General features: G+C 71.9%; 20 protein-coding genes. 12 read left to right on the forward strand and 8 right to left on the reverse strand.

Going from position 1 to position 24,265, the window contains the following annotated elements; all coding sequences use genetic code 11:
- Positions 1 to 16: 16 nt before the first annotated feature.
- From ABT070_RS21060 to ABT070_RS21075, 4 genes are all read right to left on the reverse strand, one after another.
- Positions 17 to 1,453, reverse strand: a complete 1,437-nt coding sequence (locus tag ABT070_RS21060) for a CitMHS family transporter (RefSeq protein ID WP_351762728.1) — start codon at positions 1,451 to 1,453, stop codon at positions 17 to 19.
- A gap of 141 nt (positions 1,454 to 1,594) precedes the next feature.
- Positions 1,595 to 3,832, reverse strand: a complete 2,238-nt coding sequence (locus ABT070_RS21065; protein WP_351762731.1) for a molybdopterin oxidoreductase family protein — start codon at positions 3,830 to 3,832, stop codon at positions 1,595 to 1,597.
- Positions 3,833 to 3,971: 139 nt separating this feature from the next.
- A complete protein-coding gene (locus tag ABT070_RS21070; RefSeq protein ID WP_351762734.1) occupies positions 3,972 to 4,589 on the reverse strand; it encodes a TetR/AcrR family transcriptional regulator in 618 nt (205 codons plus the stop codon).
- A gap of 106 nt (positions 4,590 to 4,695) precedes the next feature.
- On the reverse strand, positions 4,696 to 5,217 hold the full coding sequence (locus tag ABT070_RS21075; protein ID WP_351762737.1) for a hypothetical protein: 522 nt from the start codon (positions 5,215 to 5,217) through the stop codon (positions 4,696 to 4,698).
- A gap of 176 nt (positions 5,218 to 5,393) precedes the next feature.
- Between ABT070_RS21075 and hmgA the strand changes: the two genes are divergently transcribed.
- From hmgA to ABT070_RS21095, 4 genes are read left to right on the forward strand one after another with little or no spacing between them, the layout of a single operon-like run.
- Positions 5,394 to 6,734: a homogentisate 1,2-dioxygenase gene (gene hmgA / locus ABT070_RS21080; protein WP_351762740.1), complete on the forward strand. Its 1,341-nt coding sequence runs from the start codon at positions 5,394 to 5,396 to the stop codon at positions 6,732 to 6,734.
- Between the two features lie 26 nt (positions 6,735 to 6,760).
- Positions 6,761 to 7,510 carry a GntR family transcriptional regulator gene (locus tag ABT070_RS21085; RefSeq protein WP_351762743.1) on the forward strand — a complete coding sequence of 250 codons (750 nt, stop codon included), beginning with the start codon at positions 6,761 to 6,763 and terminating at the stop codon, positions 7,508 to 7,510.
- A gap of 25 nt (positions 7,511 to 7,535) precedes the next feature.
- Entirely contained in the window at positions 7,536 to 8,681 is a 1,146-nt protein-coding gene (locus ABT070_RS21090) for a type ISP restriction/modification enzyme (RefSeq protein WP_351762746.1), read from the forward strand.
- A gap of 10 nt (positions 8,682 to 8,691) precedes the next feature.
- Complete coding sequence (locus ABT070_RS21095) at positions 8,692 to 9,900, forward strand: CaiB/BaiF CoA transferase family protein (RefSeq protein WP_351762749.1); 1,209 nt, start codon at positions 8,692 to 8,694, stop codon at positions 9,898 to 9,900.
- Positions 9,901 to 9,935: 35 nt separating this feature from the next.
- Here ABT070_RS21095 and ABT070_RS21100 read toward each other — a convergent pair whose 3' ends face one another.
- From ABT070_RS21100 to ABT070_RS21110, 3 genes are all read right to left on the reverse strand, one after another.
- Entirely contained in the window at positions 9,936 to 10,217 is a 282-nt protein-coding gene (locus ABT070_RS21100) for a hypothetical protein (protein ID WP_142269556.1), read from the reverse strand.
- A 126-nt stretch (positions 10,218 to 10,343) separates the two neighbouring features.
- The gene (locus ABT070_RS21105; protein WP_351762752.1) at positions 10,344 to 11,162 is read right to left on the reverse strand and encodes an anti-sigma factor; all 819 of its coding nucleotides are present in this window, start codon (positions 11,160 to 11,162) and stop codon (positions 10,344 to 10,346) included.
- On the reverse strand, positions 11,159 to 11,701 hold the full coding sequence (locus tag ABT070_RS21110) for a sigma-70 family RNA polymerase sigma factor (protein ID WP_351762755.1): 543 nt from the start codon (positions 11,699 to 11,701) through the stop codon (positions 11,159 to 11,161). Before ABT070_RS21110 ends, ABT070_RS21105 begins: the two co-directional genes overlap by 4 nt.
- Positions 11,702 to 11,911: 210 nt before the next feature.
- On the opposite strand from ABT070_RS21110, the gene ABT070_RS21115 reads away from it, so the two are divergent.
- The 4 genes from ABT070_RS21115 (at position 11,912) to ABT070_RS21130 (ending at position 18,697) form a co-directional block, all read left to right on the forward strand.
- Positions 11,912 to 13,420: a DUF4331 domain-containing protein gene (locus tag ABT070_RS21115; RefSeq protein WP_351762758.1), complete on the forward strand. Its 1,509-nt coding sequence runs from the start codon at positions 11,912 to 11,914 to the stop codon at positions 13,418 to 13,420.
- 175 nt (positions 13,421 to 13,595) lie between these two features.
- Positions 13,596 to 15,344: a tetratricopeptide repeat protein gene (locus ABT070_RS21120; protein ID WP_351762761.1), complete on the forward strand. Its 1,749-nt coding sequence runs from the start codon at positions 13,596 to 13,598 to the stop codon at positions 15,342 to 15,344.
- Positions 15,341 to 17,011: a HoxN/HupN/NixA family nickel/cobalt transporter gene (locus tag ABT070_RS21125; protein WP_351762764.1), complete on the forward strand. Its 1,671-nt coding sequence runs from the start codon at positions 15,341 to 15,343 to the stop codon at positions 17,009 to 17,011. Before ABT070_RS21120 ends, ABT070_RS21125 begins: the two co-directional genes overlap by 4 nt.
- A 60-nt stretch (positions 17,012 to 17,071) precedes the next feature.
- Positions 17,072 to 18,697 carry a serine/threonine-protein kinase gene (locus ABT070_RS21130; RefSeq protein ID WP_351762767.1) on the forward strand — a complete coding sequence of 542 codons (1,626 nt, stop codon included), beginning with the start codon at positions 17,072 to 17,074 and terminating at the stop codon, positions 18,695 to 18,697.
- 85 nt (positions 18,698 to 18,782) lie between these two features.
- Here the strand turns inward: ABT070_RS21130 and ABT070_RS21135 are convergent, their stop codons facing one another.
- Positions 18,783 to 19,589, reverse strand: a complete 807-nt coding sequence (locus ABT070_RS21135) for an SGNH/GDSL hydrolase family protein (RefSeq protein WP_351762770.1) — start codon at positions 19,587 to 19,589, stop codon at positions 18,783 to 18,785.
- Between the two features lie 311 nt (positions 19,590 to 19,900).
- Here ABT070_RS21135 and ABT070_RS21140 point away from each other — a divergent pair, with 311 nt between their 5' ends.
- The 4 genes from ABT070_RS21140 to ABT070_RS21155 all read left to right on the forward strand — a co-directional run bounded on the left by ABT070_RS21140 (position 19,901) and on the right by ABT070_RS21155 (position 24,237).
- Positions 19,901 to 21,109: a S8 family peptidase gene (locus ABT070_RS21140; protein ID WP_351762773.1), complete on the forward strand. Its 1,209-nt coding sequence runs from the start codon at positions 19,901 to 19,903 to the stop codon at positions 21,107 to 21,109.
- A gap of 520 nt (positions 21,110 to 21,629) precedes the next feature.
- Positions 21,630 to 22,460 carry a glycosyltransferase family 2 protein gene (locus ABT070_RS21145; RefSeq protein ID WP_351762775.1) on the forward strand — a complete coding sequence of 277 codons (831 nt, stop codon included), beginning with the start codon at positions 21,630 to 21,632 and terminating at the stop codon, positions 22,458 to 22,460.
- Positions 22,457 to 23,455 carry a glycosyltransferase family 2 protein gene (locus ABT070_RS21150; RefSeq protein ID WP_351762778.1) on the forward strand — a complete coding sequence of 333 codons (999 nt, stop codon included), beginning with the start codon at positions 22,457 to 22,459 and terminating at the stop codon, positions 23,453 to 23,455. The genes ABT070_RS21145 and ABT070_RS21150 overlap by 4 nt, the downstream gene beginning before the upstream one ends.
- The gene (locus tag ABT070_RS21155; RefSeq protein ID WP_351762781.1) at positions 23,452 to 24,237 is read left to right on the forward strand and encodes a polysaccharide deacetylase family protein; all 786 of its coding nucleotides are present in this window, start codon (positions 23,452 to 23,454) and stop codon (positions 24,235 to 24,237) included. The genes ABT070_RS21150 and ABT070_RS21155 overlap by 4 nt, the downstream gene beginning before the upstream one ends.
- Positions 24,238 to 24,265 lie beyond the last annotated feature (28 nt).

The following is a 24,265-nucleotide window of genomic DNA, read 5'->3' on the forward strand; positions in this document are numbered from 1 at the left end:
TTCCTCCATGGGTGGCTCAGATGATCCCGAACAGGATGCCCGCGCCGAGGATCACCAGGCTGGTGAGGGCGGCCCACTTGACCACGAACCTCGTGTGGTCGCCGAACTCGACCCTGGCCATGCCGACGAGGACGTAGACGGCCGGGACGAGCGGGCTCGACATGTGCAGGGGCTGGCCGACGAGCGAGGCGCGGGCCATCTCCAGGGGCGAGACGCCGTGCGCCGCGCCGGCTTCGGCGAGGACCGGCAGGACGCCGAAGTAGAAGCCGTCGTTCGACATGAAGTAGGTGAGCGGGAGGCTCAGGACGCCGGTGACGAGGGCCATGTGCGGGCCCATGCCCGCGGGGATGACGTCCACCATCCAGGTGGCCATGTGGTCGACCATGCCGGTGCCCTGGAGGACGCCGGTGAAGACGGCGGCGGCGAAGACCATGCCGGAGACGTTGAGGACGTTGTCGGCGTGGGCGGCCAGCCGGGCCTTCTGGTCCGGGATGTGCGGGAAGTTGACGGAGAGGGCGAGCGCGGCGCCGAGCAGGAACAGCACCGGGATCGGCAGCCACTCCATGATCATGGAGGTGAGCAGCACGACCGTGAGCAGCGCGTTGAACCAGTACAGCCTGGGGCGCAGGGTGGCCCGGTGCGGGTCGAGGCCCTGGAAGTCGTCGTCGTCCTCGTCGGCGTCGGCGTGGCCGAGCGCGTCCCGCGCGGCCGCGTCGGTGCCGGAGCCGGAGCCCGAACCGCCGGTGCGGACAGGGGTCTTGCCGTCGCCGGAGCCGCCGGCGCCCACCAGGACCGTCTCGGTCTCCTGCTCCTCGACCAGCACCTCGTCCAGCGTCAGGGTGCCGAGCCGGGCGCGCTCACGGCGGCCGAGCACGTAGGAGAGGGCGATGACGAACAGCAGGCCCACGGCCAGCGCCGGGATCATCGGCACGAAGATGTCGCTGGCGTCGAGCTTCAGCGCGGTGGCGGCACGGGCGGTCGGGCCGCCCCAGGGCAGCGTGTTCATCACGCCGTTGGCCATCGCCGCGACACCGGTCATCACGACCAGGCTCATCTTCAGGCGCTTGTACAGCGGGTACATCGCCGAGACGGTGATCATGAACGTGGTGGAGCCGTCGCCGTCGAGGGACACGATCGCGGCGAGCAGCGCCGTCCCCACGACGATGCGGAGCGGGTCGGCCTTGCAGAACTTCAGGATGCCCCGGACGATCGGGTCGAAGAGACCGACGTCGATCATCACACCGAAGTAGACGATCGCGAACATGAGCATCGCCGCCGTGGGGGCGAGGCTGGTGACGCCGTCGATGACGTAGTCACCGAGCTTGGCGCCCTTCCCGACGAAGACACAGAACAGTGCCGGGATCAGCACGAGCGCCGCGATCGGCGACATCTTCTTCAGCATGATCAGGACCAGGAAGGTCGCGATCATGGCGAAGCCGAGGATGGTCAGCATGAGTGGATACCTAACGTTCGCCCTTGAACATCCCACCTGGGGGTGAGCGGTGGGTCGACGTTAGGTCCGTTCAAACGGTGTTAACAAGACGTTGACGTGCGAGCAATAAGCGCAAAAGTCCAGGTCACAGCTTTGCTCAGGTCAGCGGGCCACCACGGCGGTGAGTTCCACGGGCACTCCGTTGAGAACCGCGTTGCCCGACAGCGGGTCCAGCAGGCTGCCGTCGAGGAGCTGGTTGACGTTGACGCCGGGGTCGGTGGCGGCATGGCTGAGACGGGTGCCGGGGCGGTCGTGGCCCCAGCCGTGCGGCAGGCTGACCACGCCCCTGCGCACGCCGTCGGTGACCTCGGCGGGTGCGGTCACCTCTCCCCCGGCGCCCTTCACCCGTACCGGCGCGCCGTCGACCACACCGAGCCGCTCGGCGTCCTCGGGGTGGATGTGCAGGGTGCAGCGGTTGGTGCCGCCGGTGAGCGCGGGGACGTTGTGCATCCAGCTGTTGTTGGACCGCAGATGGCGCCGGCCGACCAGGACGAGCTCGTCGGGCTGCCGCCGCAGCCCCTCCCGCAGCCGCGGGAGATCGTCGACGATCGGTTGCGGCAGCAGTTCGATCCGCCCGCTGCGCGTCTTCAGCGGCTGAGGCAGGCGGGGGCGCAGCGGCCCGAGGTCGATGCCGTGCGGGTGGGCGAGCAGCCGGGCGAGGCCGAGTCCGTCCGGGCGGGTGCCGAAGCCGTCGCCGTAGGGGCCCAGGCGCAGCATCATGTCGAGCCGGCGCTCGGGACCGGTCTCGCCGGTGAGCTGTGCCGCGAGCTCATGCGGGTCGCGGCCGTGCACGGGCGAGTGCGGCTCCTTCACCGCCTTGCCGAGGGTCTGGCCGATGACCAGGTCGTCCACGGCGGAGGGGTCGGCGCCGTGCATCCCGGTGGCGGCCAGGGTCAGCCGGGCGAGGATCTCGGTCTCGGCCATCCGGCCGGGCTCGAGCGGGACGGCCGGGCGGCTGTAGCGGACCTGGTTGCGCACGGCGAGGGTGTTGAAGGCGAAGTCGTGGTGCGGGCTCTGCGAGGGCGGCGGCGGGGGCAGCACCACGTCGGCGTGGCGGGAGGTCTCGTTCAGATAGGGGTCGACGCTGACCATGAAGTCGAGGGAGCCGAGCGCCTTGTCGAGCCGGTCGCCGTCCGGGGCGGACAGGACGGGGTTGGCGGCCACGGCGACGAGGGCGTGGACCGGCTCGCCCTGCTCCGTCACGGTGTCGATCTCCTCGGCGAGCGCCGACAGCGGCAGTTCGCCCTTGGCCTCCGGGTGCCGGCTCACCCGGGAGTGCCAGCGCGCGAGCCGGAAGCCGTGGCCGGGGCCGGCCGGCCGGGGGGTGCGGTCGGTGGCGGCCTGCGGGAAGAGCGCGCCGCCGGGCCGGTCCAGGTTGCCGGTGAGGATGTTCAGGATGTCGACGAGCCAGCTGGCGAGGGTGCCGTAGGGGACCGTGCAGCTGCCGATGCGGCCGTAGACGGCGGCGGTGGGGGCGGCGGCGAGTTCGCGGGCCAGGGCGCGGATGAGCGAGGCGTCCACGTCACAGGCGGCGGTGACCGCTTCGGGGGTGAAGTCTCGTACGGCTTCCGCGAGTTCCTCGAGACCTTCGAGGTGCGGTGCCGAGGCGCCGGGATCGACGAGGCGTTCCTCGAAGAGCACCTGGGCCATGGCGGCGAGGAGCAGCGCGTCCGTGCCGGGCCGGATCGCGATGTGCCGGTCGGCGAGCTTCGCGGTGCGGGTGCGGCGCGGGTCGATGACGGTGAGGGTGCCGCCGCGGGCCTTGAGCGCCTTGAGCTTGCCGGGGAAGTCGGCGGCGGTGCACAGACTCCCGTTGGACTCCAGGGGGTTGGCGCCGATGAGCAGCAGGTGGTCGGTGTGGTCCAGGTCCGGCACGGGGATCGCGTTGGCGTCGCCGTAGAGCAGTCCGCTGGAGACGTGCTTGGGCATCTGGTCGACCGTGGAGGCGGTGAACAGGCTGCGGGTGCCGAGGCCGGCGATCAGGACGGTCGGGTAGAGCGCGCCGGCCATGGTGTGCACGTTCGGGTTGCCGAGGACGACGCCGACGGAGTTCGCCCCGTACCGCTCCACGACCGGCCGGATCCCGGCGGCCACGGCGTCGAAGGCCTCCTCCCAGGTGGCCTCGCGCAGCTCGCCGTCCCGGCGCACCAGGGGCGTCCGCAGCCGGTCGGGGTCGCCGTCGACGGCACCGAAGGAGGCGCCCTTGGGGCAGATGAAGCCCTTGCTGAAGACGTCCTCCCGGTCGCCGCGGGCGCCGGTGACCTTCGTCCCCTCGATGGTGAGCGTCAGCCCGCAGGTGGCCTCGCACAACGGGCAGATTCGCAGGGCGGTGCGGGACACGGGTCCTCCTGGAGCGTGGCGGCAGCGATGACGCACGGGCTGCCACCGAGCATACCGACCGGTATGAACGGAGGGGAGGGGTCTCGGGGTGACGGCGCAAACTCGCGAGCGGCTCGTTCCGGCACCCGTGCCGGACGGCTCAGTCCAGGCTCCGCGCCAGATACGCCCGCAGCAGCTCCCGCGCCTCGTCGATCACCTTGGGGTCGCCCTCCGGATCCACCCGGAAGGCCAGCTGGACGAGGGTGTCCGCGGTCTCCACGGCGATCAGGAAGGTACGGCGCAGGTCCTCGTCGGGCTCGCGCACGAGATAGTCGGAGAGCAGGTCGGTGAGGCGGTCGGCGACCCGGTGGTTGGGTTCCGCGTGCCGGGCCCCGACCGGGATCTGGTTGCCGAAGTCGACGAGGGAGAACCCGGGCGCGGTGTGCTTCATGGCCAGGTACTCGTCGAGCACGGCGTCCATGGCGGCCCGCCAGTCGCCCCGGCGCGCCCCCTTCAGCCGCTCGGTGACGCGCTCGGAGTAGCGCTCGAGGTTGCGCTGGGCCAGCGCGTCGGCCATCTGCCGCTTGTTGCCGAAGAAGCGGTAGACGGAGCCGATGGGGACGGCGGCGCGCTCGGCGACGGCCCGAGTGCTCAGGCCGTCGTAGCCGACCTCGTCCAGCAGGTCGGCGCAGGCGTCGAGGATTCTGGTCAGCCGTTCGGCACTGCGCCGCTGCACGGGCGCACGACGGAGCGATGTCGCTTGGGGCACGGAGCTCATGATGCCTTTCCGTCGCGGCGGGGTGAACCTCACCCCTCGGTACGGAGAAAGATGCCTGATGCACTCAACGGGGGCTCTTCGGGGAGGGGCACTCGGGGAAGGGCACTCAGGGGGAGGGCTCCGACGCCGTGATGTACGCCGTGCTCTCCACCGGCCTGCCGTCCACCGCCCACACCGTGCCGTCGTCCGCGTACAGCCGCGCGGTGACCTGGTGGGTGCCGTGCGGGAGGTAGCCGGCCGGGATGCGGTAGGAGGGGGTGCGCAGGTCGGCCACCGGCTGGTCGTCCACGTAGAGCCGGGCGGCGCCGCGACCGTGGGCCGCCCCCGCCTTCGCGGCGGTCGGCGTGAACCGGAAGTTCTCCACCTTCAGACGGACGTCCCAGCTGCCGTCGGCCTCGGGCTCCACCTCGACACCGACCTCGGGTGCCCCCTTCTTCTCCACCTCGCGGTAGTGCCGCCCTTCGTCGTCCGTGTCCTTCAGGACCTTGCCCACCGGCGAGGGGGCGACCGACACCGCGGTCGTCGCCTCCCCCCGTTCATGGGCATCACTGGTGCCACAGCCCGCGGATCCGGTCAGCAGCAGGACACAGACCGCGGGCACGGCGAGGCTTCCGCGCGTCCACGACATGCGGGGGAGCGTAGAACAACGCACCGACACGCGGATCCCCCTGGGGTCTGGTTCCGGCCGTCTTGATCGTCCTCCAGGAGGAGGACCCGCGCACCTCTTGCGCCGGGGAAATCGCAATCCTACGGTGATGCATAGGAATCAGCAGGCGCACCCGCGGGGCGCCGGAAGGAGCGATCATGAGCAGCGGGGACGCACGCAAGACGGCCGAGGGTCTGGCCTATCTCTCCGGGTTCGGCAACGAGCACGCCTCCGAGGCCGTTCCGGGGGCCCTGCCCGACGGCCGCAACTCGCCGCAGCGCGCGCCTCTCGGCCTGTACGCGGAGCAGCTCAGCGGTACGGCGTTCACCGAGCCGCGCGCCCACAACCGCCGCTCGTGGCTCTACCGGATCCGCCCGTCGGCCGCGCACCCGGCGTTCACCCGCGTCGACGACGGCGCCCTGCGCGCCGGCCCCTTCACGGAGACGGTCGCCGACCCGAACCGGCTGCGCTGGGACCCCTTGCCCGAACCGCCGGCCGGCACGGACCTCCTCCGCGGCCTGTGGACCCTCGGCGGCAACGGCGACGTCACCCAGCGCACCGGCATGGCCGTGCACCTGTACCACGCGAACGCCTCCATGGAACGCGTGTTCAGCGACGCCGACGGCGAGCTGCTGATCGTCCCCGAGCAGGGCGGACTGCTGCTGCGCACGGAGTTCGGACAGCTGCACGCCGAGCCCGGCGAGGTGGCGCTGATCCCGCGCGGGGTCCGCTTCCGCGTCGACCTGCTGGACGCCTCCGCCCGCGGTTACGTCTGCGAGAACTACGGCGCCCCCTTCCGCCTCCCCGACCTCGGCCCGATCGGCGCCAACGGCCTCGCCAACCCCCGCGACTTCCGCGCGCCCGTCGCCGCGTACGAGGACGTCGAGGGCCCGGTGGAGGTGGTCAACAAGTACTGCGGCCACCTCTGGAGCGCGACGTACGGCCACTCCCCGCTCGACGTGGTCGCCTGGCACGGCAACCATGTGCCGTACGTCTACGACCTGCGCCGTTTCAATGTCATCGGAACCATCTCCTACGACCATCCCGACCCGTCGATCTTCACAGTGCTGACCGCCCCGTCCGACACCCCCGGTCTGGCCGGCGTCGACTTCGTGGTCTTCGCCCCGCGCTGGCTGGTCGGCGAGGACACCTTCAGGCCGCCGTACTTCCACCGGAACGTGATGAGCGAGTACATGGGCCTGATCGAGGGCGCGTACGACGCCAAGACGGCCGGAAAGGGGGGCTTCGTGCCGGGCGGCGGATCGCTGCACAACATGATGTCGGCGCACGGCCCGGACCGGGAGACGTTCGACCGGGCGAGCGCCGCCGAGCTGGGGCCGCAGAAGATCGACGACGGGCTGGCGTTCATGTTCGAGACCCGCTGGCCGATCGCTCTCACTCCGCACGCGGCGCGGGCGGACCACCTCCAGCAGCGCTACGACGATGTCTGGCAGGGCCTCGAACGCCACTTCCGTCCGTCCGACGGAACATTGCACTGAACGTTGTCGACCGGTACGGATAGCCCGTGACCTCCTTCGCCCCGGACTCGATCGTCCTCACCCGCAAGCTGCCGCTCTGGTACCAGGTGTCGCAGTCGCTGCGCGCCTCGATACTCGGCCGCTCGCCACAGGATCCGCTCCGGCTGCCCACCGAGGAGCAGCTGGCGGGTCACTACGGGGTGAGCGTGCTGACCATGCGCCAGGCGCTGAAGGAGCTGGAGGACGAGGGGCTGATCAGCCGGCACCGCCGGCGCGGGACCTTCATCGAGCCGAGCGCGCGGCGGGGCGCTCCGGTCCGGCTGCTGGGCTCGGTCGACGCGATCGTGGCCCAGCAGTCCGCCATGACGACGGAGCTCCTCGGCCACGGCCGTACGGCCGTCCCCGCCGAAGTCGCCGAGCACTTCCCCGACCTGGCCGAGGTGGCGACGTACCACCGGCTGCGCAGCGACGAGAACACCGGTGAGCCGACCAACCACGCCCGCAACTACGTCCGTCCCGAACTCGCCGCCCGGATCGACCCCGACGACCTGGTCCGCCGGCCCATGACGAAGGTGCTGCGGGACCTCGCGGGCGTGGACATCAGCCGGATCACGGACACGGTCGAGGCCCGGCTGGCCGACCCGGAGACCGCCCGGCTGCTGGGGGTCCCGCTGCTCAGCCCGATCCTGCACTACACGGGCGTCATCCAGGACACCGGCGGGCGGGTCCTCGACGTGGCCGTCATCCACTACCGGGGTGACCGTTTCTCCTTCTCGGTCACGCTCGACGCGACGTGACCGGCCGCGGGCGACCCGTCGTACGATGCCCAGCGTGACGCCCGACGACGCTCCGCCGCTGGCGGACCTCATGCCGTGGTCCGTCGCACCGCCGCGGCTCGGCCGGGGGTGGCCGACGGACCCCGACCCGGCTTCCCTGAAAGCCCGCTGGGACGCCCTGCTGAAGGCCGAGGGCCCGGTCCGCGAGGCCCTGTTCGAGCCGACGCGCTCACGCACCCTGCACACGGCGGTCGGGCAACTGCCCGGCCACCTCGGCGGCACGGAGAAGCTCGTCCGCGCCTTCGGCCCCTGCCCGGAGCCGGTACGGGTGCTGGCCGCCCCCTTCGACGAGCACTGGCTCATCCCCGACCACCGGCTGATCGACGCGGCCCGCCCGGAGCTGTGGCGGGTGGCGGACGAGCACCAGGTCTTCGTGGTGGAGACGCCGTCCCCACCGGGCCCGCCCCTGCTCGCGACCTCCCTGATCCCGCTGACGCGCCCCGGCCGGGTCCGCCCGCTGTACCGGCGCCCCGGCGGAGCGGAACCCAACCTGGCGCCCGGCCTGCTGGAACATCTCGGCCACTCCCCCGATCCGGTGGACTTCCTGGCCTGGACCCTGACCGCCGTCCGCCCCGACCTGACCGTCCCGCTCACCCGGGACCCCGGGCTGTGGGCCCGCGGCGTGGAGCTGGGCCGCCGCGCCCTGTGGCTGCTGCGCAGGGACGGCGACCGCCCCCGGCTCCCCGGCGGCCGCCGCCCCTATGTCCGCGCCCCGCTGACCGGCCGGCCGCTGACGCTGCACTACGACCGCGACGAGGAGACCCTGCACCTCGACGGCGGCCGGGTCTCCCCGGTCCCGCCGGCGGCCTGGGACTTCGCGGCGGGCGGGGTCCGCGTCCTGGAGCAGTGGTTCGCGGCCCGGACGGCGGAGCCCGAGCCGGACACCCTGTCCGCGATCCGCCCGAAGACCTGGCCGCAGGCCTGGACGTCCGAACTCCTCGAACTGATCACGGTGTCGGCGCTGTTCGCGGAAGCGCGTGCCCGGCAGGAGGAGTTCACGGTGCCGGACACGATCACGGCGAGCGAACTGCGCGCGGCGGGCGTCCTGCCGGTCCCGGACCCGGCCCGGCACCCGGCGACGGTCCTCGACCACCACGAGGAGGGCCCGGAGGGCCAGTTCGCCCTGATCTAGCATCCACCCCATGGACCAGAGCCCCCCGCCGCTGCCGCCGCCCCTGGAGGGCCTCACCGTCGTCGCCGTCGAACAGGCGGTCGCGGCCCCGTTCGCCACCCGGCAGCTCGCCGACCTCGGCGCCCGGGTGATCAAGGTCGAACGGCTCGACGGCGGTGACTTCGCCCGTGGCTACGACACGGCCGCCGCCGGCCTCGCCTCGCACTTCGTGTGGTGCAACCGGGGCAAGGAGTCCATCGCGCTGGACCTCAAGGACCCGCGCGGCCAGGACGTCGTACGGCGGCTGATCGCCGGCGCGGACGTGTTCGTGCAGAACCTCGCGCAGGGGGCGGCGGCCCGGCTGGGTCTGGACGCGGCCACCCTGTGCGCGGCACATCCGCGGCTGATCGCCGTCGACATCTCCGGGTACGGGGCGAGCGGGCCGTACGCGGACAAGCGGGCGTACGACATGCTCGTGCAGTGCGAGGCGGGGCTGGTGTCGGTGACCGGGACGCCGGAGCGGCCGGTGAAGGCGGGAATCCCGGCGGCGGACATCGCGGCGGCCATGTACGCCTTCTCGGGCGTCCTGGCGGCGCTGGTGCGGCGGGGCACCACCGGGCGGGGCGGACCGGTGGAGGTGTCGATGCTGGAGGCGCTCGCGGAGTGGATGGGGCATCCGCTGCACCACACCATGCACGGCGGCGCCGCCCCGGCCCGCACCGGTCTCGCGCACGCGGTGATCGCGCCGTACGACGCCTACGCCACCGCCGACGGCGGCCGGGTGCTGCTGTCCGTGCAGAACGACCGGGAGTGGCGACGGCTGGCCGAACAGGTGGTCGGCCGACCCGAATTGGGGACGGATCCGGCGTACGCGACGAACGCGGCGAGAGTGGTGAACCGGGAGCGTACGGACGCGCTGGTGGCCGGGGCGCTGGGCGCCCTGGACGCCGACGAGGCGCTCGGGCGGCTGGAGGGCGCGGGCATCGCGTGCGCACGCTTGAGGGATCTGCACGAACTGGCGGAACATCCGCAGCTGGCGGCCCGCGAGCGGTGGCGGGAGGTGGGGACGCCGGTCGGGCCGCTGCGGGCACTGCTGCCGCCGATCACGCTGCCGGGCGGGACGGAGGCACGAATGGGAGACGTGCCCGCGCTCGGGGAACACACCGAAGCATTGCTGCGTGCCGTGGGGATGACGGACGAGGAGATCGCAGCGCTGCGCCGGGACGGTGTGGCCGCCTGAGCGCGGGACTCAGTACGTGAGAACGCGCCGACCGGTCAGTGCTTGTTGCCTCCGAACAGCGAACGCCGCAGTCGGCGCAGCGGTGCGAAGAGCGAGACGCGGCTCACCCGTGCCCGCGTCGTCTTGGGACCGTGGCCACGCGCGGGCTCACGCGCGGTCAGTTCCCGCATGAGCGAGGTCGCCTCGAGCGTCTCGCGCTGCGGTATGGCGGGGCCCGCCAGCACCGAGAGATGGCGGTCGAGGCGCGAACTGGTCGCGCTGCTCCCGCAGGTGATCGCAGGGACCCGCGCCCTGCTGTGCATCGTTATCTGTTCCATGTCACTCCCCACCCGTACGAGTCCACCCGGCCCGGGCAGGGTAACCCTATCGCCCCGTCGAGGCACACGTGTATCGAGCTCACAGGATTCACCTTCCCCGTAAGGGGGTTGACGACCCCTCTCCGATCACTCTCCGAATCCAACCGATTTCAGGGCGAGTTGGACAACTGGCTGGGTAGTGGGCTGTGGTGATCCCCCGTCGGGCTCGACGGTCACAGCGAGTGATGTCGCGACCTTGTCGAGACCGGTGGCGACCAAGGGCGTGTCGCCGTCGAAGAGCCCGAGGGAGCGCGGTTGCGCGTCGGGGCGCATGAGCCACAGCTGATGCACCTGTCCGGTGGGCAGCTTCGCGTATCCGCTCAGGGTGACGATCGCCTGTCCCTCCCCGGCGGAGGCGATCACGCCGATACTGCGGCCCTGCGCGTCCTTCCCGGTGCTCGCCCGAGCGTCGGGAGCTGCGAGAACGTGCGCGATCTCACGCGCCTGGGCGCGCTCGGCGTTCAGCTCGTCCTGCGTGCGGCCCGCCTGCACCGCGAAGAGCGAGGCGACGACGAGGGCCGCGGCGGCGGTGGCCGTGGCGAACGGCACGAACAGCGGGCGGCGCGCGCGGGGCGCACGGGAGCGTCCGGGCGGCGGCTGCGTGCCCCAGACGTGCGGCGGCAGTTGGGGCGCGCGCTCCCGCGCCGGCGCGCGGGAAAACTCCTGCGGCGTTCTCTGCACGGCCGCCAGCACCCGGGTGCGCATGGCGGCCGGCGGCTGCGCCGCCTGGGACCAGGCGAGCCGGACGGCGTCCTCGGCCAGCACCCGCACCTCGGCGGAGCAGCGGTCGCACCCCGTCAGATGCTTCTCGAAGCGGCGGCGTTCGTCGGGTTCGAGGGCGTCGAGCGCATAGGGGGCGGCCAGCGAGTGCAGGTCCTCGCGGCGGAACAGGCCGAGCACACTCATGCGGCACCTCCCAGGCAGTCGCGCAGCCGCGTGAGTCCGTCACGCATCCGGGTCTTGACCGTGCCCAGCGGCAGCGAGAGCCGGTCGGCCACCTCACGGTACGTGTAGCCGTCGTAGTAGGCGAGGGTGACGGACTGGCGCTGGAGCGCCGTCAGCCGGTCGAGGCAGCGACGGACCAACTGGCGTTCCAGACCCGCCTCGACCTCCTCCGCCACCTGGTCGAAGGCGGGGTCGTGATACCGCGACGCCTCGCGCTGCTCACGGTCCACGGCCGCGCGGGCGCTGCGCACCCGGTCGACGGCGCGGCGGTGCGCGAGGGTGAGGATCCAGGAGAGGGCGCTGCCCCGGCTCGGGTCGAACCGGCCGGCCGAGCGCCAGGCCTCCAGAAGCACCTCCTGGGAGACCTCCTCCGACTGCGCGGGATCCCTGACGACCCGGCGCACGAGCCCGAACACCGGCCCCGACACCAGTCCGTAGAGCTGTTCGAATGCCTGCTGGTCGCCCCCAGCCACGAGCACCAGTAGCTCGTCCGCCTCCATGCGGTCCCCCTCTCTGCGGCCGCCACACCCGGACCGCCCCGTCACACCAGGCATTCGCAACGAACACACCTCCGGATGGGGGGTACGTATCGAAGGGCCGAAAACGCGGGTGAGCAGGAAAGAAAAAGTTTTTTGGATTCGACCAATCCGAACCCACCCCCCGCTCCGTATCACTGTCCGTCAGGCAACTTGGCACAGAGGACGGACGGCATGACAGCTTTCTCCAGGAGCGGCAACGGACGCAGGAGCGTCGCGACCCTCGTCTGCGGTGCGTTGGCCGCCGGGGGGCTCGCAGCCGCCGGCGTGGCCACGCTGGTGCCGGGGGCGGCCTACGCCTCCAGCCACCGCGAGGCCCCCCTCATCTCGGGTACCCCTCAGTACGACAACACCGACGTGTACGCCTTCGTCAGCCCGGACCACCCGGACACGACGACGATCGTCGCCAACTGGATCCCCTTCGAGGAGCCGGCCGGCGGTCCCAACTTCTTCCCGTTCGCCGAGGACGCCCAGTACGACCTGCACATCGACAACAACGGTGACGCGAAGGAGGATCTGACCTTCCGCTACACCTTCAAGACGCACGTGAAGAACAAGAAGACGTTCCTCTACAACACGGGCGTTGTCGAGAGCCTGGACGACGCCGACCTGAACATCACGCAGACGTACGACCTCGAACTCATCAAGTCGAAGAAGGGGAAGGTCGAGCACGAGACGAAGATCGCGGACGACGTGCCGGTGGCGCCGTCGAACGTGGGCAAGGCCTCGATGCCGCACTACTCGAAGCTGCGCGACCAGGCGATCTACAAGCTCTCCAGCGGCGCCAAGACCTTCGCGGGCCAGGCCGACGACCCGTTCTTCCTGGACCTGCGCGTCTTCGACCTGCTGTACGGCGGTGACCTCTCCGAGGTCGGCAACGACACGCTCAAGGGCTACAACGTCAACTCGATCGCGCTTCAGGTGCCGAACGACATGATCGCCGAGTCGAAGCACCAGCCGATCGTCGGCATCTGGTCGACGACCCAGCGCGAGAACGCCCAGGGCCACTACTCCCAGGTCTCGCGTCTCGGCATGCCGCTGGTCAACGAGGTCGTCAACCCGATCAAGGACAAGGACAAGTTCAACGCGTCCGAGCCCAAGGACGACGGCCAGTTCCTGAAGAACGTCACCAACCCCGAGCTGCCGAAGCTCATAGAGGCGATCTACAAGATCAAGGCGCCGGCCGAGCCGCGCAACGACCTCGTCGACGTATTCCTGAAGGGCGTCAAGGGCCTCAACCAGCCGCCGTACGTGACGCCGTCGGAGGAGCTGCGCCTCAACACCTCGATCAAGCCGACCGCCAGCCCCAAGCGGCTCGGTGTCCTGGACGGCGACAACGCGGGCTTCCCGAACGGCCGTCGCCTCACCGACGACGTGATCGACGCCTCGCTCCAGGTCGTCGAGGGTGAGCTGGTCGGTTCCAAGAACGACCTGGGCGACGCGGTCGACAAGAACGACAAGTCCTTCGAGAAGTACTTCCCGTACGTGGCCCTGCCCACCGAGGGCTCGCGCGGCGCGACCGCCAAGACCGACGCGGCCACCCGCAGCCAGCTCGGTGACGCCCTCACGGGTTCCGAGAGCAACACCACGCTGATCGCGTCCTCCGCGGGCGCCGGCGCTGCGGGCATCCTCCTCATCGGCGGTGGCCTGATGTGGTGGCGCGGTCGGCGGCGGGCCTACTAGGCCCTCCTCCTGAGCGGGGCCCACCGGGCCCTCCTCCTGAGCGGGCCGGGGAGAATCCTGCGCTCCCCGGCCCGCCCCACAGACTGGCGCGGCCCGCGTATTCATCCCCCACGGCGCGGGCCGCGCCACCCCCACGCGAGCAGGCTGAACGACCCCAGGCGACCTAGGAGAGGGCATGTCCCCGCGGACGAACGACGGCGCACCGGAGCCCACCCGACCGGCCCCCGGCACAGTGGATTCCGGCACACCGGACTCCGCCGGCCCGGACTCCGACGGCCCGATCGCGGACCCCGGCCCACCGGCCCCGAACACCGCTCCGGCTTCGGCTTCGGCTTCGGCTTCGGCTCCTGAGGAAACCTCCACCGCGCGGCCCAAGGCCGGGACAGAGGCAAGGACAGAGGCCGGGGCGGGTCCGGACGCCGGGACCACTGCCGACGTCGTCGTGGGTGCGGGCGCCGAAGCCGGTGGGGATGCCGAAGCCGGTGCGGGGCCCGGCGGCGACGCCGGTGAGCACGACGGCGCCGGCGCCGCTGACGTCGTGGCCGGTGGTGACGAGCGCGTCGCCGCCGTGCGCCGGGCGGGTGCTGCCGGTCGTCGGTGGCGGGCCGCTCAGCTCAGCGCCTGTGCCGCCATGCTGGCCGTGGCGCTCACCGCCGGGGCGGTCGCGCTCGGCGCGGTGCGGGACGGGCAGAACGTGCCCGTGTCGACCGCGGCGGCGGTCTCCCCCGGACTGCTCGCCAGTGGCGACCTCGACTCGGGCATCACCGCGCTCCAGGCCCATCTCCGGGCGCAGCCGAAGGACTTCGGCGGCTGGGCCACCCTCGGGCTCGCCTACGTCGAACAGGCCCGGACCAAGGGTGACCCCTCGCGCTACCCGCAGGCCGAGCAGGCGCTGAAGCGCTCCCTCTCGCTGCGCTCCGACAACGACCAGGCGCTCGCCGGCCGGGCCGCCCTCGCCGCCGCCCGGCACGACTTCGCGAACGCCCTGGACCTGGCCGACCGGGCGCTGGGGCAGAACCCCTACAACGAGCGCGCCCTGTGCTCCCGTGTCGACGCCCTCGTCGAGCTCGGCCGGTACGACGACGCCGAGGAGGCCGCGAAGACGGCCGACGAACGGCGGCCGGGCGTACCGGTGTTCACCCGCTACGCGTACGTCCACGAACTGCGCGGCGACGTCACCACCGCCCGCCAGGTCCTGGAGCGGGCGCTCGCCGCGTCCACCTCACCGGGCGACATCGCCTACGTCGCCGCCCAGCTCGGCCAACTCGCCTGGAACCAGGGCGACTACACCGCCGCGCTCACCCACTACGCCCGCGCCCTCGCCGCCGACGAGAACTATCTCCCCGCGCTGGAGGGCCGCGCCCGCGCCCAGGCCGCGAGCGGACAGCAGGCCGAGGCGATCAAGGGGTTGGAGCTGATCGTCGCCCGTTATCCGCTCCCCGGACCGCTGGTGGAGCTGGGCGAGCTGTACGAGGCCCGGGGCGGCGAGGGCGACGCGGCGAAGGCCGAGAACCAGTACCTCCTCGTCGACGCGTGGACGGCCATCGCCCGCGCCAACGGCGTCAACGCCGACCTCGACACCGCGCTCGCCGCGGCCGACCACGGCGACCGGGCGACGGCCCTGCGCGCGGCCCGGGACGACTGGGCCCGCCGACACACCGTGCACACGGCGGACGCCCTGGCCTGGGCCCTGCACGTCAACGGCAAGGACGCCGAGGCCCTCCCCTACGCCCGGCAGGCCACGGCCACCGGCTACCGCAACGCGTCCTTCCTCTACCACCGCGGGGTGATCGAGAAGGCCACAGGACACCCCGCCGACGCCCGTACCCACCTCGTCGCCGCCCTGAAGCTGAACCCCGGCTTCTCGCCGCTCGGCGCCCGCGAGGCCCGTACGGCACTCAAGACGCTGGAGGCGGGCAAGTGATCTCCCGTCGACTGCTGGCCTCCTGCGCGGCCGTGTTCACGGCCGGCTGCGCGCTCGCGCTGGTCCCTTCCGCCAACGCGAGCGCGCACCCCCTCGGCAACTTCACCGTCAACCGCTACGACGGTCTCGTCGCCGCCCCCGGACAACTCCGTGTCGACCACGTCGAGGATCTCGCCGAGATCCCGGCGACCCAGGCGAAGCCGGACATCGAACGGCTCGGGATGACCGAGTGGGCCCGGCAGCGCTGCGCGACGGCGGCGACCGGCAGCAGGCTGACCGTGGACGGCCGGGCCGTCACCCTCACGGCCGGCTCTGCCGAGGCGGTCGTACGGCCCGGTCAGGCGGGGCTCGACACCCTGCGCGTGGAGTGCGGGCTGACGGCTCCGCTGCCCGCCGTGTCCGGCGAGGACACCGTCTCCCTCACCTTCCACAGCGAGGGCGCCTCCTCCGGGCCCGGCTGGCGCGAGATCACCGCGCGCGGCGACCGGATGACGCTCGCCGGCTCCGACGTACCGAAGAAGTCGCTCTCTTCGGAACTCACCAGCTATCCGAAGGAGTTGCTCTCCTCGCCCGCCGACACCTCGACCGCGTCCTTCCGGGTGCGGCCCGGTGGCGCGGCCCTCGTCGAGGAGGACCGGGACGCGCCGGCCGCGTCCGTGCTGCCGCGGGGCGCCGACCGCTGGACGCGGGCCCTGGACAACCTGGTGGCCCGGCAGGAACTCACCGTCGGCTTCGCCGCGCTGGCCTTGGTGATCGCCGTCGGCCTCGGCGCGATGCACGCGGTCGCGCCCGGCCACGGCAAGACCATCATGGCGGCGACGGCGGCGGCCCGGGGCGGCAAGGCGCGGATGAAGGACGTCCTTCCGCTCGCCGCCTCGGTCACCGTCACCCACACCCTGGGCGTCGTCGCCCTCGGCCTCCTCGTCACCGCCGGTTCGGCCGCGGCGCCGTCGGTGATCGCCTGGCTGGGCCTGGCGAGCGGCGCGCTGGTGCTCTTCGCGGGTGCGAGCCTCGCACGGCGGGCCTGGCGCGGCCGGGGCCCCGACAGCCCCCACGGACACACCCACCCGCATCCGCACCCCCATCCCCACCCTGACGGCGGGCAGCCGCACACCCATGAGCCCGCGAAGACCCCCGACCGTCAACTCGCCCTGGTCGGCGCCCCCACCCCGCACACCCATGCCCATCACGACGCCGGGCAGGACCACGAACACCGTCACGACCACGACCGCCACCACGAGCACGGTCACGACCACAGCCACGACCACGACCACGCTCACACGCACTCCCACGGCGGCCGGACCCACACCCACGCCGTCGCGCCCACGCTCCGCGGCACACTCCTCCTCGGCTTCGCCGGCGGCATGGTGCCCAGTCCGTCCGCCGTGGTCGTGCTGGTCGGCGCGGCGGCGCTCGGCCACGCCTGGTTCGGGCTGCTGCTCGTCGTCGCGTACGGCGTCGGGCTGGCCCTGACCCTGACCGCCGCCGGGTTCGCCGTCGTCAGGCTGGGCGCCGGGGCGACCCGGCTGCTGGACCGGCAGCCGCGCTGGACGGGCCACCCGGTCGTGACGCTGGTCCGCCGCAATCTGCCCCTGTGGTCCGCGTTCCTCGTCGTCGCCCTGGGCGCCGGACTGGTGCTCAAGGGGGCATCATCCGTACTCGGCTGAGCTACGTTTGTGGGGTTGCGGAGGTTTTCGCCCGGATACGAAGAGCGAAATGGGGGCGCGGTGTCCGAAGAACCGGGCAGTGAACGTCTGATCGCGGGACGCTACCGCCTGCTGACCCCGCTGGGCGAGGGCGGCATGGGCACGGTGTGGCGGGCCCGTGACGAGGTGCTGCACCGCGAGGTCGCCGTCAAGGAGGTGCGTGCGCCGCACGGGCTGGCGGCCTCTGACGTGGAGCGGATGTACGCGCGGCTGGAGCGCGAGGCGTGGGCCGCGGCCCGGGTCGCGAACCGGAACGTCGTCACGGTCTACGACGTCGCCACGCAGGACGGGCGGCCGTGGATCGTCATGGAGATCGTGCGCGGGATCTCCCTCGCCGAGCTGCTCGACGCCGAGGGGCCGCTCGAACCGGCGCGGGCCGCGCACATCGGCGCCGAGGTGCTGTCCGCGCTGCGGGCCGCGCACGAGGCCGGAGTGCTGCACCGGGACGTGAAACCGGCGAACGTACTGATGTCGAACGACGGCCGGGTCGTGCTCACCGACTTCGGTATCGCGACCGTCGAGGGCACGTCGGCGCTGACGATGACCGGCGAGGTCATCGGCTCCCCCGAGTTCCTGGCGCCGGAGCGGGCGCTGGGCCGCACGCCGGGGCCCGAGTCGGACCTGTGGTCGCTGGGCGTGCTGCTGTACGCGGCGGTGGAGGGCAACTCCCCCTTCCGCCACGACACTCCGCTGAGCACCCTGCGCGCGATCGTGGACGAGGAGCTGCCGCCGCCGCGGCGCGCCGGACCGCTCGCTCCCGTGATCGAGGGGCTGCTGCGCAAGGAACCGGCCGAGCGGCTGCCGGCCGACCGGGCCGAGCAGGACCTGCGGCTCGTCGCCGCGGGCGGCGCCCCCCGCCGCGACACGACCCGTTCGACGCCACCGGCGCCGTTCGCGCCGTATCCGCCGACGGTCTCGACCCCGGCCGAGCCGTTCCGCCAGGAACCGCCTTCTCCGACCCCGCCCCAGTCCTGGTCGGCCGCCCCGGCCACGACGAACGGCCCGGCGGGGCCGGACCGCAGCCGGCGCGCCGGTGTGCTCCTCGTCGCCGGTGTGGTGGTGCTGGCGCTGGCGGTCGCCGGGCTGACGTACGGGCTGCTGAACCGCGACGACGGCGGTGGCGACGCCGGCGGCGGGGTCACCGACAGCGCGACAGGGATCCTGAGTTCGCCGCCGACGCAGCCGGAGACGAGCGAGGAGAGCAGCGAGTCGCCGAGCCCCAGCCCCAGTCCGAGCGAGAGCGCGAGCTCCGAGGCCCCGGCGCAGACCGTCTCGGTCACCGTCACCGGCGCGCACACGGACTACTCGGGCAGCTGTCCGCCGCCGGACGGCGACGCGCCCGCCTTCACCGCGACGATCACGGTGGGGCGGCTGCCCGCGACGGTGTCCTACCGCTGGGTGTCGAAGGACGGTGAGCTCTCCGGCCAGACCTGGAAGACGCTCGACTTCCCCTCCGGCGGCGGGAAGTCCAAGCAGGACCAGGTGATCGTGTCGACGTACGCCGAGAGCGGGACGTACCAGAACTCGATCGCCGTCGAGATCCGGGAGCCGGTGAAGACGACGTCCGACTCGGTGCCGTTCTCGGTCACCTGCGAGACGGAGACCCCGACGGACGGGGCCTCCCCCTCACCTTCCGCCTCGGAGTGACGGAACTGGCGTAACTGGCGGAACTGGCGTAACTGACTGAGCTGTTGGGGCTGTTGGGGCTGTCGGGGCTGTTGGGGCTGTCGGATCAGGCGGCGCTGTTCAGGACCGGCAGGTAGCCACCCGACTGGCCGGACGCGGTCGGGTGGTACGACTCACCGATGTTCAGCCAGTTGAGGCTGTGCAGCCAGGAGCTGCCGGAGCAGATCTCGTGGCCGGTGAACGGGGTGCGGACGTCGCCGAAGACGAAGCCGTGGGCGGCCGCGCGCCGGGCGGTCGCGGCGTCCAGGTAGTCGGCCGCGCTGTTGATGGCGGAGCGCTTGGTCTCGGACAGGCCCAGGCAGACCGTGCCGAGCTTGTAGAAGCGGGGGTAGCCGATGACGACGACGCGTGCGTTGGGCGCCTTGGCGCGGATGGCGGAGTAGACGGTGTCGAGTTTGCCGGGGAGCGTCGAGTCGACGTAGGCCCTGGCCGTGTTGATGCGGGACAGGCAAGTGCTGTCGGAGCCGGTGACACAGGTAGTCATGACGTCGGCGAAGCCCGCGTCGTTGCCGCCGGCGGTGACGGAGACCAGGCCGGTCGAGGAGTTGAGGCCGCCGAGCTGACTCGCCAGAACTTCATCCGTTCGGGCGCCCGAGCAGGCCGCGAAGGTGAACGACGAGGGGGCGTGGGCGGCGTTCCAGAGGTACGGATACGCCTTGGTGCTGCGCTTGCAGTTGCCGCTGGAGCTGATGTAGCTGCCCGCGCCGACACCGGAGGAGTAGGAGTCCCCCAGCGCCACATAGCCACCTGTGGCCGCGAGTTGGGCGCCCTGCGCCGATGCCGCCCCGGTGAGGGCGGTGCCGAGGGCGAGGAGGAGTGAGCTCACGAATACGACAAGTCGGGAACGTCTCATGGAACCTCCTTTAGCAGGATCTCTGCCATAACTGTCGTACCAACTACGCGTGTTGACCGGAAGTGTCCATGCCAAGACTTTCGGCGCCGAGCGGGACTATTCGCGGCCCCTTTGTGCGCGTGGCATTGCGTGCCCATGTCAAGGTTGTTGACAACACCTCAACTCCCTTGTTCTACGCCCGTAGACGGCCGAGGCTTTACCTCAGCCGCGAACGGAACGCGACGTTCGGGGCCGTGTGCGCGACCGCGCGCACTCCCCCACAGCCGTGCGCCGACCCGGGCGCGGGCTGCCTAGAGGAGGACTCCCTCGTAATGGCACAACTGCGTAGCAACAAGGCCCGTATAACCGCCGCCGCCACCGTCGCGGCCGCCGCCCTCGTCGGCGGGCTCACCGCGCTCCCCGCCCAGGCCGCACCGGCCGAGGGCAAGGTCCTCGCGGCCGGCTCCCCCACCGCCGTCAAGGACAGCTACATCGTCACCCTGAAGCCGCAGGCGGGCTTCAAGGCGTCCTCGGCCACCGGCAAGAACCTCGTCAAGGGGTACGGCGGCACCGTCAGGAAGACGTTCGGCTCCGCGCTGAACGGCTACACCGCCACGCTCTCCGCCACCGAGGCCAGGAGACTGGCCGCGGACCCGGCGGTGGCCGCCGTCGAGCAGGACCAGACCGTCCGGGTGAGTGACACGACGCAGTCGAGCGCCCCCTGGGGCCTGGACCGCGTCGACCAGACCTCGCTCCCGCTGTCCGGCACGTACACCTACCCGGACACCGCCGGCAGCGGCGTCACCGCGTACGTCATCGACACCGGCGTCCGTATCACCCACTCCCAGATCAGCGGTCGGGCCTCGTACGGCTACGACGCCGTCGACGGCGACACCACCGCCTCCGACGGCAACGGTCACGGCACCCACGTGGCCACGACGATCGCGGGCTCGACCTACGGCGTCGCCAAGAAGGCGAAGATCGTGGCGGTGCGGGTGCTCGACAACGCCGGTTCCGGCACCACCGCGGGCGTCATCGCGGGCATCGACTGGGTCACGAACAACCACTCGGGCCCCTCGGTCGCCAACCTCTCGCTCGGCGGCGGCGCGTCCACCACCCTGGACACGGCGGTGCGCAACTCCATCGCCAGCGGTGTGACCTACGCGGTGGCCGCGGGCAACAGCAGCGCCAACGCCTCCTCGTACTCCCCGGCCCGCGTCACCCAGGCCATCACCGTCGGCGCCACCACCAGCACCGACGCCAGGGCCAGCTACTCCAACTACGGTTCGGTGCTGGACATCTTCGCCCCCGGCTCCTCCATCACCGCGGGCTGGTACACCAGCGACACCGCCACGAACACCATCTCCGGTACGTCGATGGCGACCCCGCACGTCGCGGGAGCGGCCGCGGTCTACCTGGCGGGCCACACCTCGGCCACCCCGGCCCAGGTGGCCACGGCGCTGGTGAACGGCGCGACCTCGAACGTGGTCACCAGTCCCGGCACCGGCTCGCCGAACAAGCTCCTCAAGATCGTCCCCTGACCGGCGCGGCACCTGATCCCGCGGTACCGACCCCCTCGGTACTGATCTGAACCACCGTTCCCCGGAGGCCCCATGGCCTCCGGGGAACACTTCTGTCCGTTCCCATGTCCGTTCCTGTACCGGTTGCTTTCGAAGGGGACGCATCACGATGTAACGGTCAAACGAACAAAAAGGGGAGTGAGACGCCAAGGGCTTGCCATCCGGGCGTAATCATCAATACCGTCATACATCTCACTCGCATCGGACCGTCGGCAACGGCTCCAGGGGAGGGCTCAGGGACCGCGGCGGTATCGGGGCGGGAGCGCGGTAGGGGGGTGCCGAGCTCGGTGACCGCACTGGTGACCGGGCCGTGCCGCGCGGTCGGCTGCCGTCCTTCGACGGTGGCCGGTAAGTTCTGCCAGCTCACCCGTGTCTGCGCGGAGATCACTCCGCCATGGGTGAGGAACCCCCCTTTCGAACCGGACGTGGATTCCGGGCCGCCCAGGGGCGGGCGGCCCACCGGACGAGAGGGACCAGACTCATGAGTTCCGTTCTGCAACCGGCGACATCGGGCCAGGATCTCGAAAGCCCGTCGACCGTCGGCAAGTACCGGCCCGTCTCCTCTCACCTGGCCATCGCGCCACCGGTGAGCGTGGTCATCCCGGCGATGAACGAGGCCGAGAACCTTCCGTACGTGTTCAAGACCCTGCCGGACTGGATCCACGAGGTGGTCCTGGTCGACGGCAACTCCACCGACGACACCGTGCAGGTCGCGCGTGATCTGTGGCCCGGTGTCAAGGTCGTCGGACAGCAGGGCCGCGGCAAGGGCGACGCCCTGATCACCGGCTTCGAGGCGTGCAGCGGCGACATCATCGTGATGGTCGACGCGGACGGCTCGGCCGACGGCAACGAGATCGTGTCGTACGTCTCCGCCCTCGTCTCCGGCGCGGACTTCGCCAAGGGCTCCCGCTTCGCCAACGGCGGCGGCACCGACGACATGACCTTCATCCGCCGGCTCGGCAACGGGGTCCTGTGCGCCCTGGTCAACCGCAAGTTCGGCGCCCGTTACACCGACCTGTGCTACGGCTACAACGCGTTCTGGCGGCACTGCCTGGACAAGATCGAGCTGGACTGCACCGGCTTCGAGGTCGAGACCCTGATGAACATCCGGGTCGTCAAGGCCGGCCTGAAGGTGCAGGAGATCCCCAGCCACGAGTACCTGCGCATCCACGGCGTCAGCAACCTGCGCGCCGTCCGCGACGGGCTGCGCGTGCTGCGGGTGATCCTCCAGGAGCGGTCCAACCGGCGTGCGCTGCGCCGGGTGACCCGCCGCTCGCCGATGCTCGACTCGGCACGGGGAGAGGCGTCTTGAGCACGATCGACGTCTCCGTCGTCATCTGCGCGTACACCGAGGACCGCTGGGAGGACATCCTCGCGGCGGTCGCCTCGGTGCGGGCGCAGACCCACCCGGCCCTGGAGACCCTGGTCGTCGTCGACCACAACCCGGCGCTCCTGGAACGGCTGAGGAGCGAGTACAAGGAGAGCGACGAGGCGCGGGTGCTGCCCAACGCGGGCCCGCGCGGTCTGTCGGCCGGCCGCAACACCGGCATCGCCGCCTCCCGGGGCGAGGTCGTCGCCTTCCTCGACGACGACGCCGTCGCGGAACGGGACTGGCTGCGCCGGTTCGCCGACCCGTACTCCGATCCCCGGGTCCTGGCCGTGGGCGGCCGGGCGGTGCCCGTCTGGTCCTCCGGCCGACGGCCCGACTGGTTCCCCGACGAGTTCGACTGGGTGGTGGGCTGCTCCTACCGGGGCCTGCCGCCCGGCCGGGTCCGGGTACGCAACATCCTCGGCGGGAACGCCTCCTTCCGGCGCACCGCGTTCGACTTCGTGGGCGGCTTCGCCACCGGCATCGGACGTGACGGCAGCAAACGCCCGATGGGCGGCGAGGAGACGGATCTGTGCATCCGGCTCAGCCGCGCGAGACCCGACGCGATCCTGCTGATGGACGACCGCGCGGTGATCCACCACAAGGTGCCCGAGGCGCGTGAGCACTTCGGGTACTTCCGCACGCGCACCTACGCCGAGGGCCTGTCCAAGGCACTCGTCGCGCGCAGCGTCGGCGTCGACAAGGGACTGGAGTCCGAACGCCGGTACGCCACCCGGGTGTTGCCCGCCGGTGTGGTCCGCGGACTGCGCGACCAGCTGCTGGCCCGGCCCGGCGGGGCCCGGCGGGCCGCCGCGATCGTCACCGGGGTGCTCACGGCGGCCGGCGGGTACCTGGTCGGCAGCGTGCGGGCACGGCGGGCGGGGACGACGTTCGCCGTGGTGCCGATCTCGGTGGACCAGGTGGAGCGGGCCGTATGACAGGGGCGGGCGTGCCGATCCTCATGTACCACGCGGTGACCCCCGACCCGAACGACGCGACCCGCACCCTCTCGGTCACGCCCGAGGCGTTCGCCGACCAGATGGCGGTACTCGCGGACCGGGGCCTCACCCCGCTCACCACCGCCGGCCTGGCGGCGCGTTGGCGGTCCGGCCGGCCGCTGCCGGACCGCCCGGTCCTGATCACCTTCGACGACGGCTACGAGGGCGTGCACCGGTACGCCCTCCCGGCGCTGGCCGAGCACGGCTTCCCGGCCACCCTGTTCGTCACCACCGGCTGGGTCCGGGGCGCCCACGACACCGGGGGCGGCCTGGACACCATGCTGGACTGGCGGCAGGTGCGCGCGCTGGCGGACGGCGGCGTGGAGATCGGCGGCCACAGCCACACCCACCCGCAGCTCGACCGGATCGACGACGCCCGGCTGCGCGCCGAGCTGACCCGCTGCCGGGACATCGTCGCGGGCGAACTGGGCGCCCCGCCGATGTCGTTCGCCTACCCGTACGGCTACTCCAGCCGCCGGGTGCGCACGGCGGTGCGCGGACACGGGTTCGCCCAGGCGCTCGCCGTGGGCAACTCCCTCGCCCGGCGCGCCCAGGGGCCGTACGCGCTGCGGCGGGTGACGGTTCGGCGCACCACGGACACCGAGGAGTTCGAACGGCTCGTCGACGGCCGGGCGATCGGCCGGACGTTCGCGAAGGACCGCGTGCTCACCAAGGGCTACGCGTTGGTGCGGCGGGCCCGCCGACTCCGTCGACAGGTCTGAGAGGTGGCCCCGGCCGAGCCCGTCGGGG

This window comes from Streptomyces sp. NPDC002884 (assembly GCF_040295245.1).
Classification (GTDB): domain Bacteria; phylum Actinomycetota; class Actinomycetes; order Streptomycetales; family Streptomycetaceae; genus Streptomyces.

What these genes read in the sequence shown, in the direction of transcription:
- ABT070_RS21070 (WP_351762734.1), bottom strand. Translation starts at nt 4,589, where the DNA reads ATGAGCTCCGTGCCCCAAGCGACATCGCTCCGTCGTGCGCCCGTGCAG.
- ABT070_RS21090 (WP_351762746.1), top strand. Translation starts at nt 7,536, where the DNA reads ATGCCCAGCGTGACGCCCGACGACGCTCCGCCGCTGGCGGACCTCATG.
- ABT070_RS21115 (WP_351762758.1), top strand. Translation starts at nt 11,912, where the DNA reads ATGACAGCTTTCTCCAGGAGCGGCAACGGACGCAGGAGCGTCGCGACC.
- ABT070_RS21060 (WP_351762728.1), bottom strand. Translation starts at nt 1,453, where the DNA reads ATGCTGACCATCCTCGGCTTCGCCATGATCGCGACCTTCCTGGTCCTG.
- ABT070_RS21095 (WP_351762749.1), top strand. Translation starts at nt 8,692, where the DNA reads ATGGACCAGAGCCCCCCGCCGCTGCCGCCGCCCCTGGAGGGCCTCACC.
- ABT070_RS21145 (WP_351762775.1), top strand. Translation starts at nt 21,630, where the DNA reads ATGAGTTCCGTTCTGCAACCGGCGACATCGGGCCAGGATCTCGAAAGC.
- ABT070_RS21140 (WP_351762773.1), top strand. Translation starts at nt 19,901, where the DNA reads ATGGCACAACTGCGTAGCAACAAGGCCCGTATAACCGCCGCCGCCACC.
- ABT070_RS21100 (WP_142269556.1), bottom strand. Translation starts at nt 10,217, where the DNA reads ATGGAACAGATAACGATGCACAGCAGGGCGCGGGTCCCTGCGATCACC.
- ABT070_RS21135 (WP_351762770.1), bottom strand. Translation starts at nt 19,589, where the DNA reads ATGAGACGTTCCCGACTTGTCGTATTCGTGAGCTCACTCCTCCTCGCC.
- ABT070_RS21155 (WP_351762781.1), top strand. Translation starts at nt 23,452, where the DNA reads ATGACAGGGGCGGGCGTGCCGATCCTCATGTACCACGCGGTGACCCCC.
- ABT070_RS21110 (WP_351762755.1), bottom strand. Translation starts at nt 11,701, where the DNA reads ATGGAGGCGGACGAGCTACTGGTGCTCGTGGCTGGGGGCGACCAGCAG.
- ABT070_RS21105 (WP_351762752.1), bottom strand. Translation starts at nt 11,162, where the DNA reads ATGAGTGTGCTCGGCCTGTTCCGCCGCGAGGACCTGCACTCGCTGGCC.
- ABT070_RS21120 (WP_351762761.1), top strand. Translation starts at nt 13,596, where the DNA reads ATGTCCCCGCGGACGAACGACGGCGCACCGGAGCCCACCCGACCGGCC.
- hmgA (WP_351762740.1), top strand. Translation starts at nt 5,394, where the DNA reads ATGAGCAGCGGGGACGCACGCAAGACGGCCGAGGGTCTGGCCTATCTC.
- ABT070_RS21075 (WP_351762737.1), bottom strand. Translation starts at nt 5,217, where the DNA reads ATGTCGTGGACGCGCGGAAGCCTCGCCGTGCCCGCGGTCTGTGTCCTG.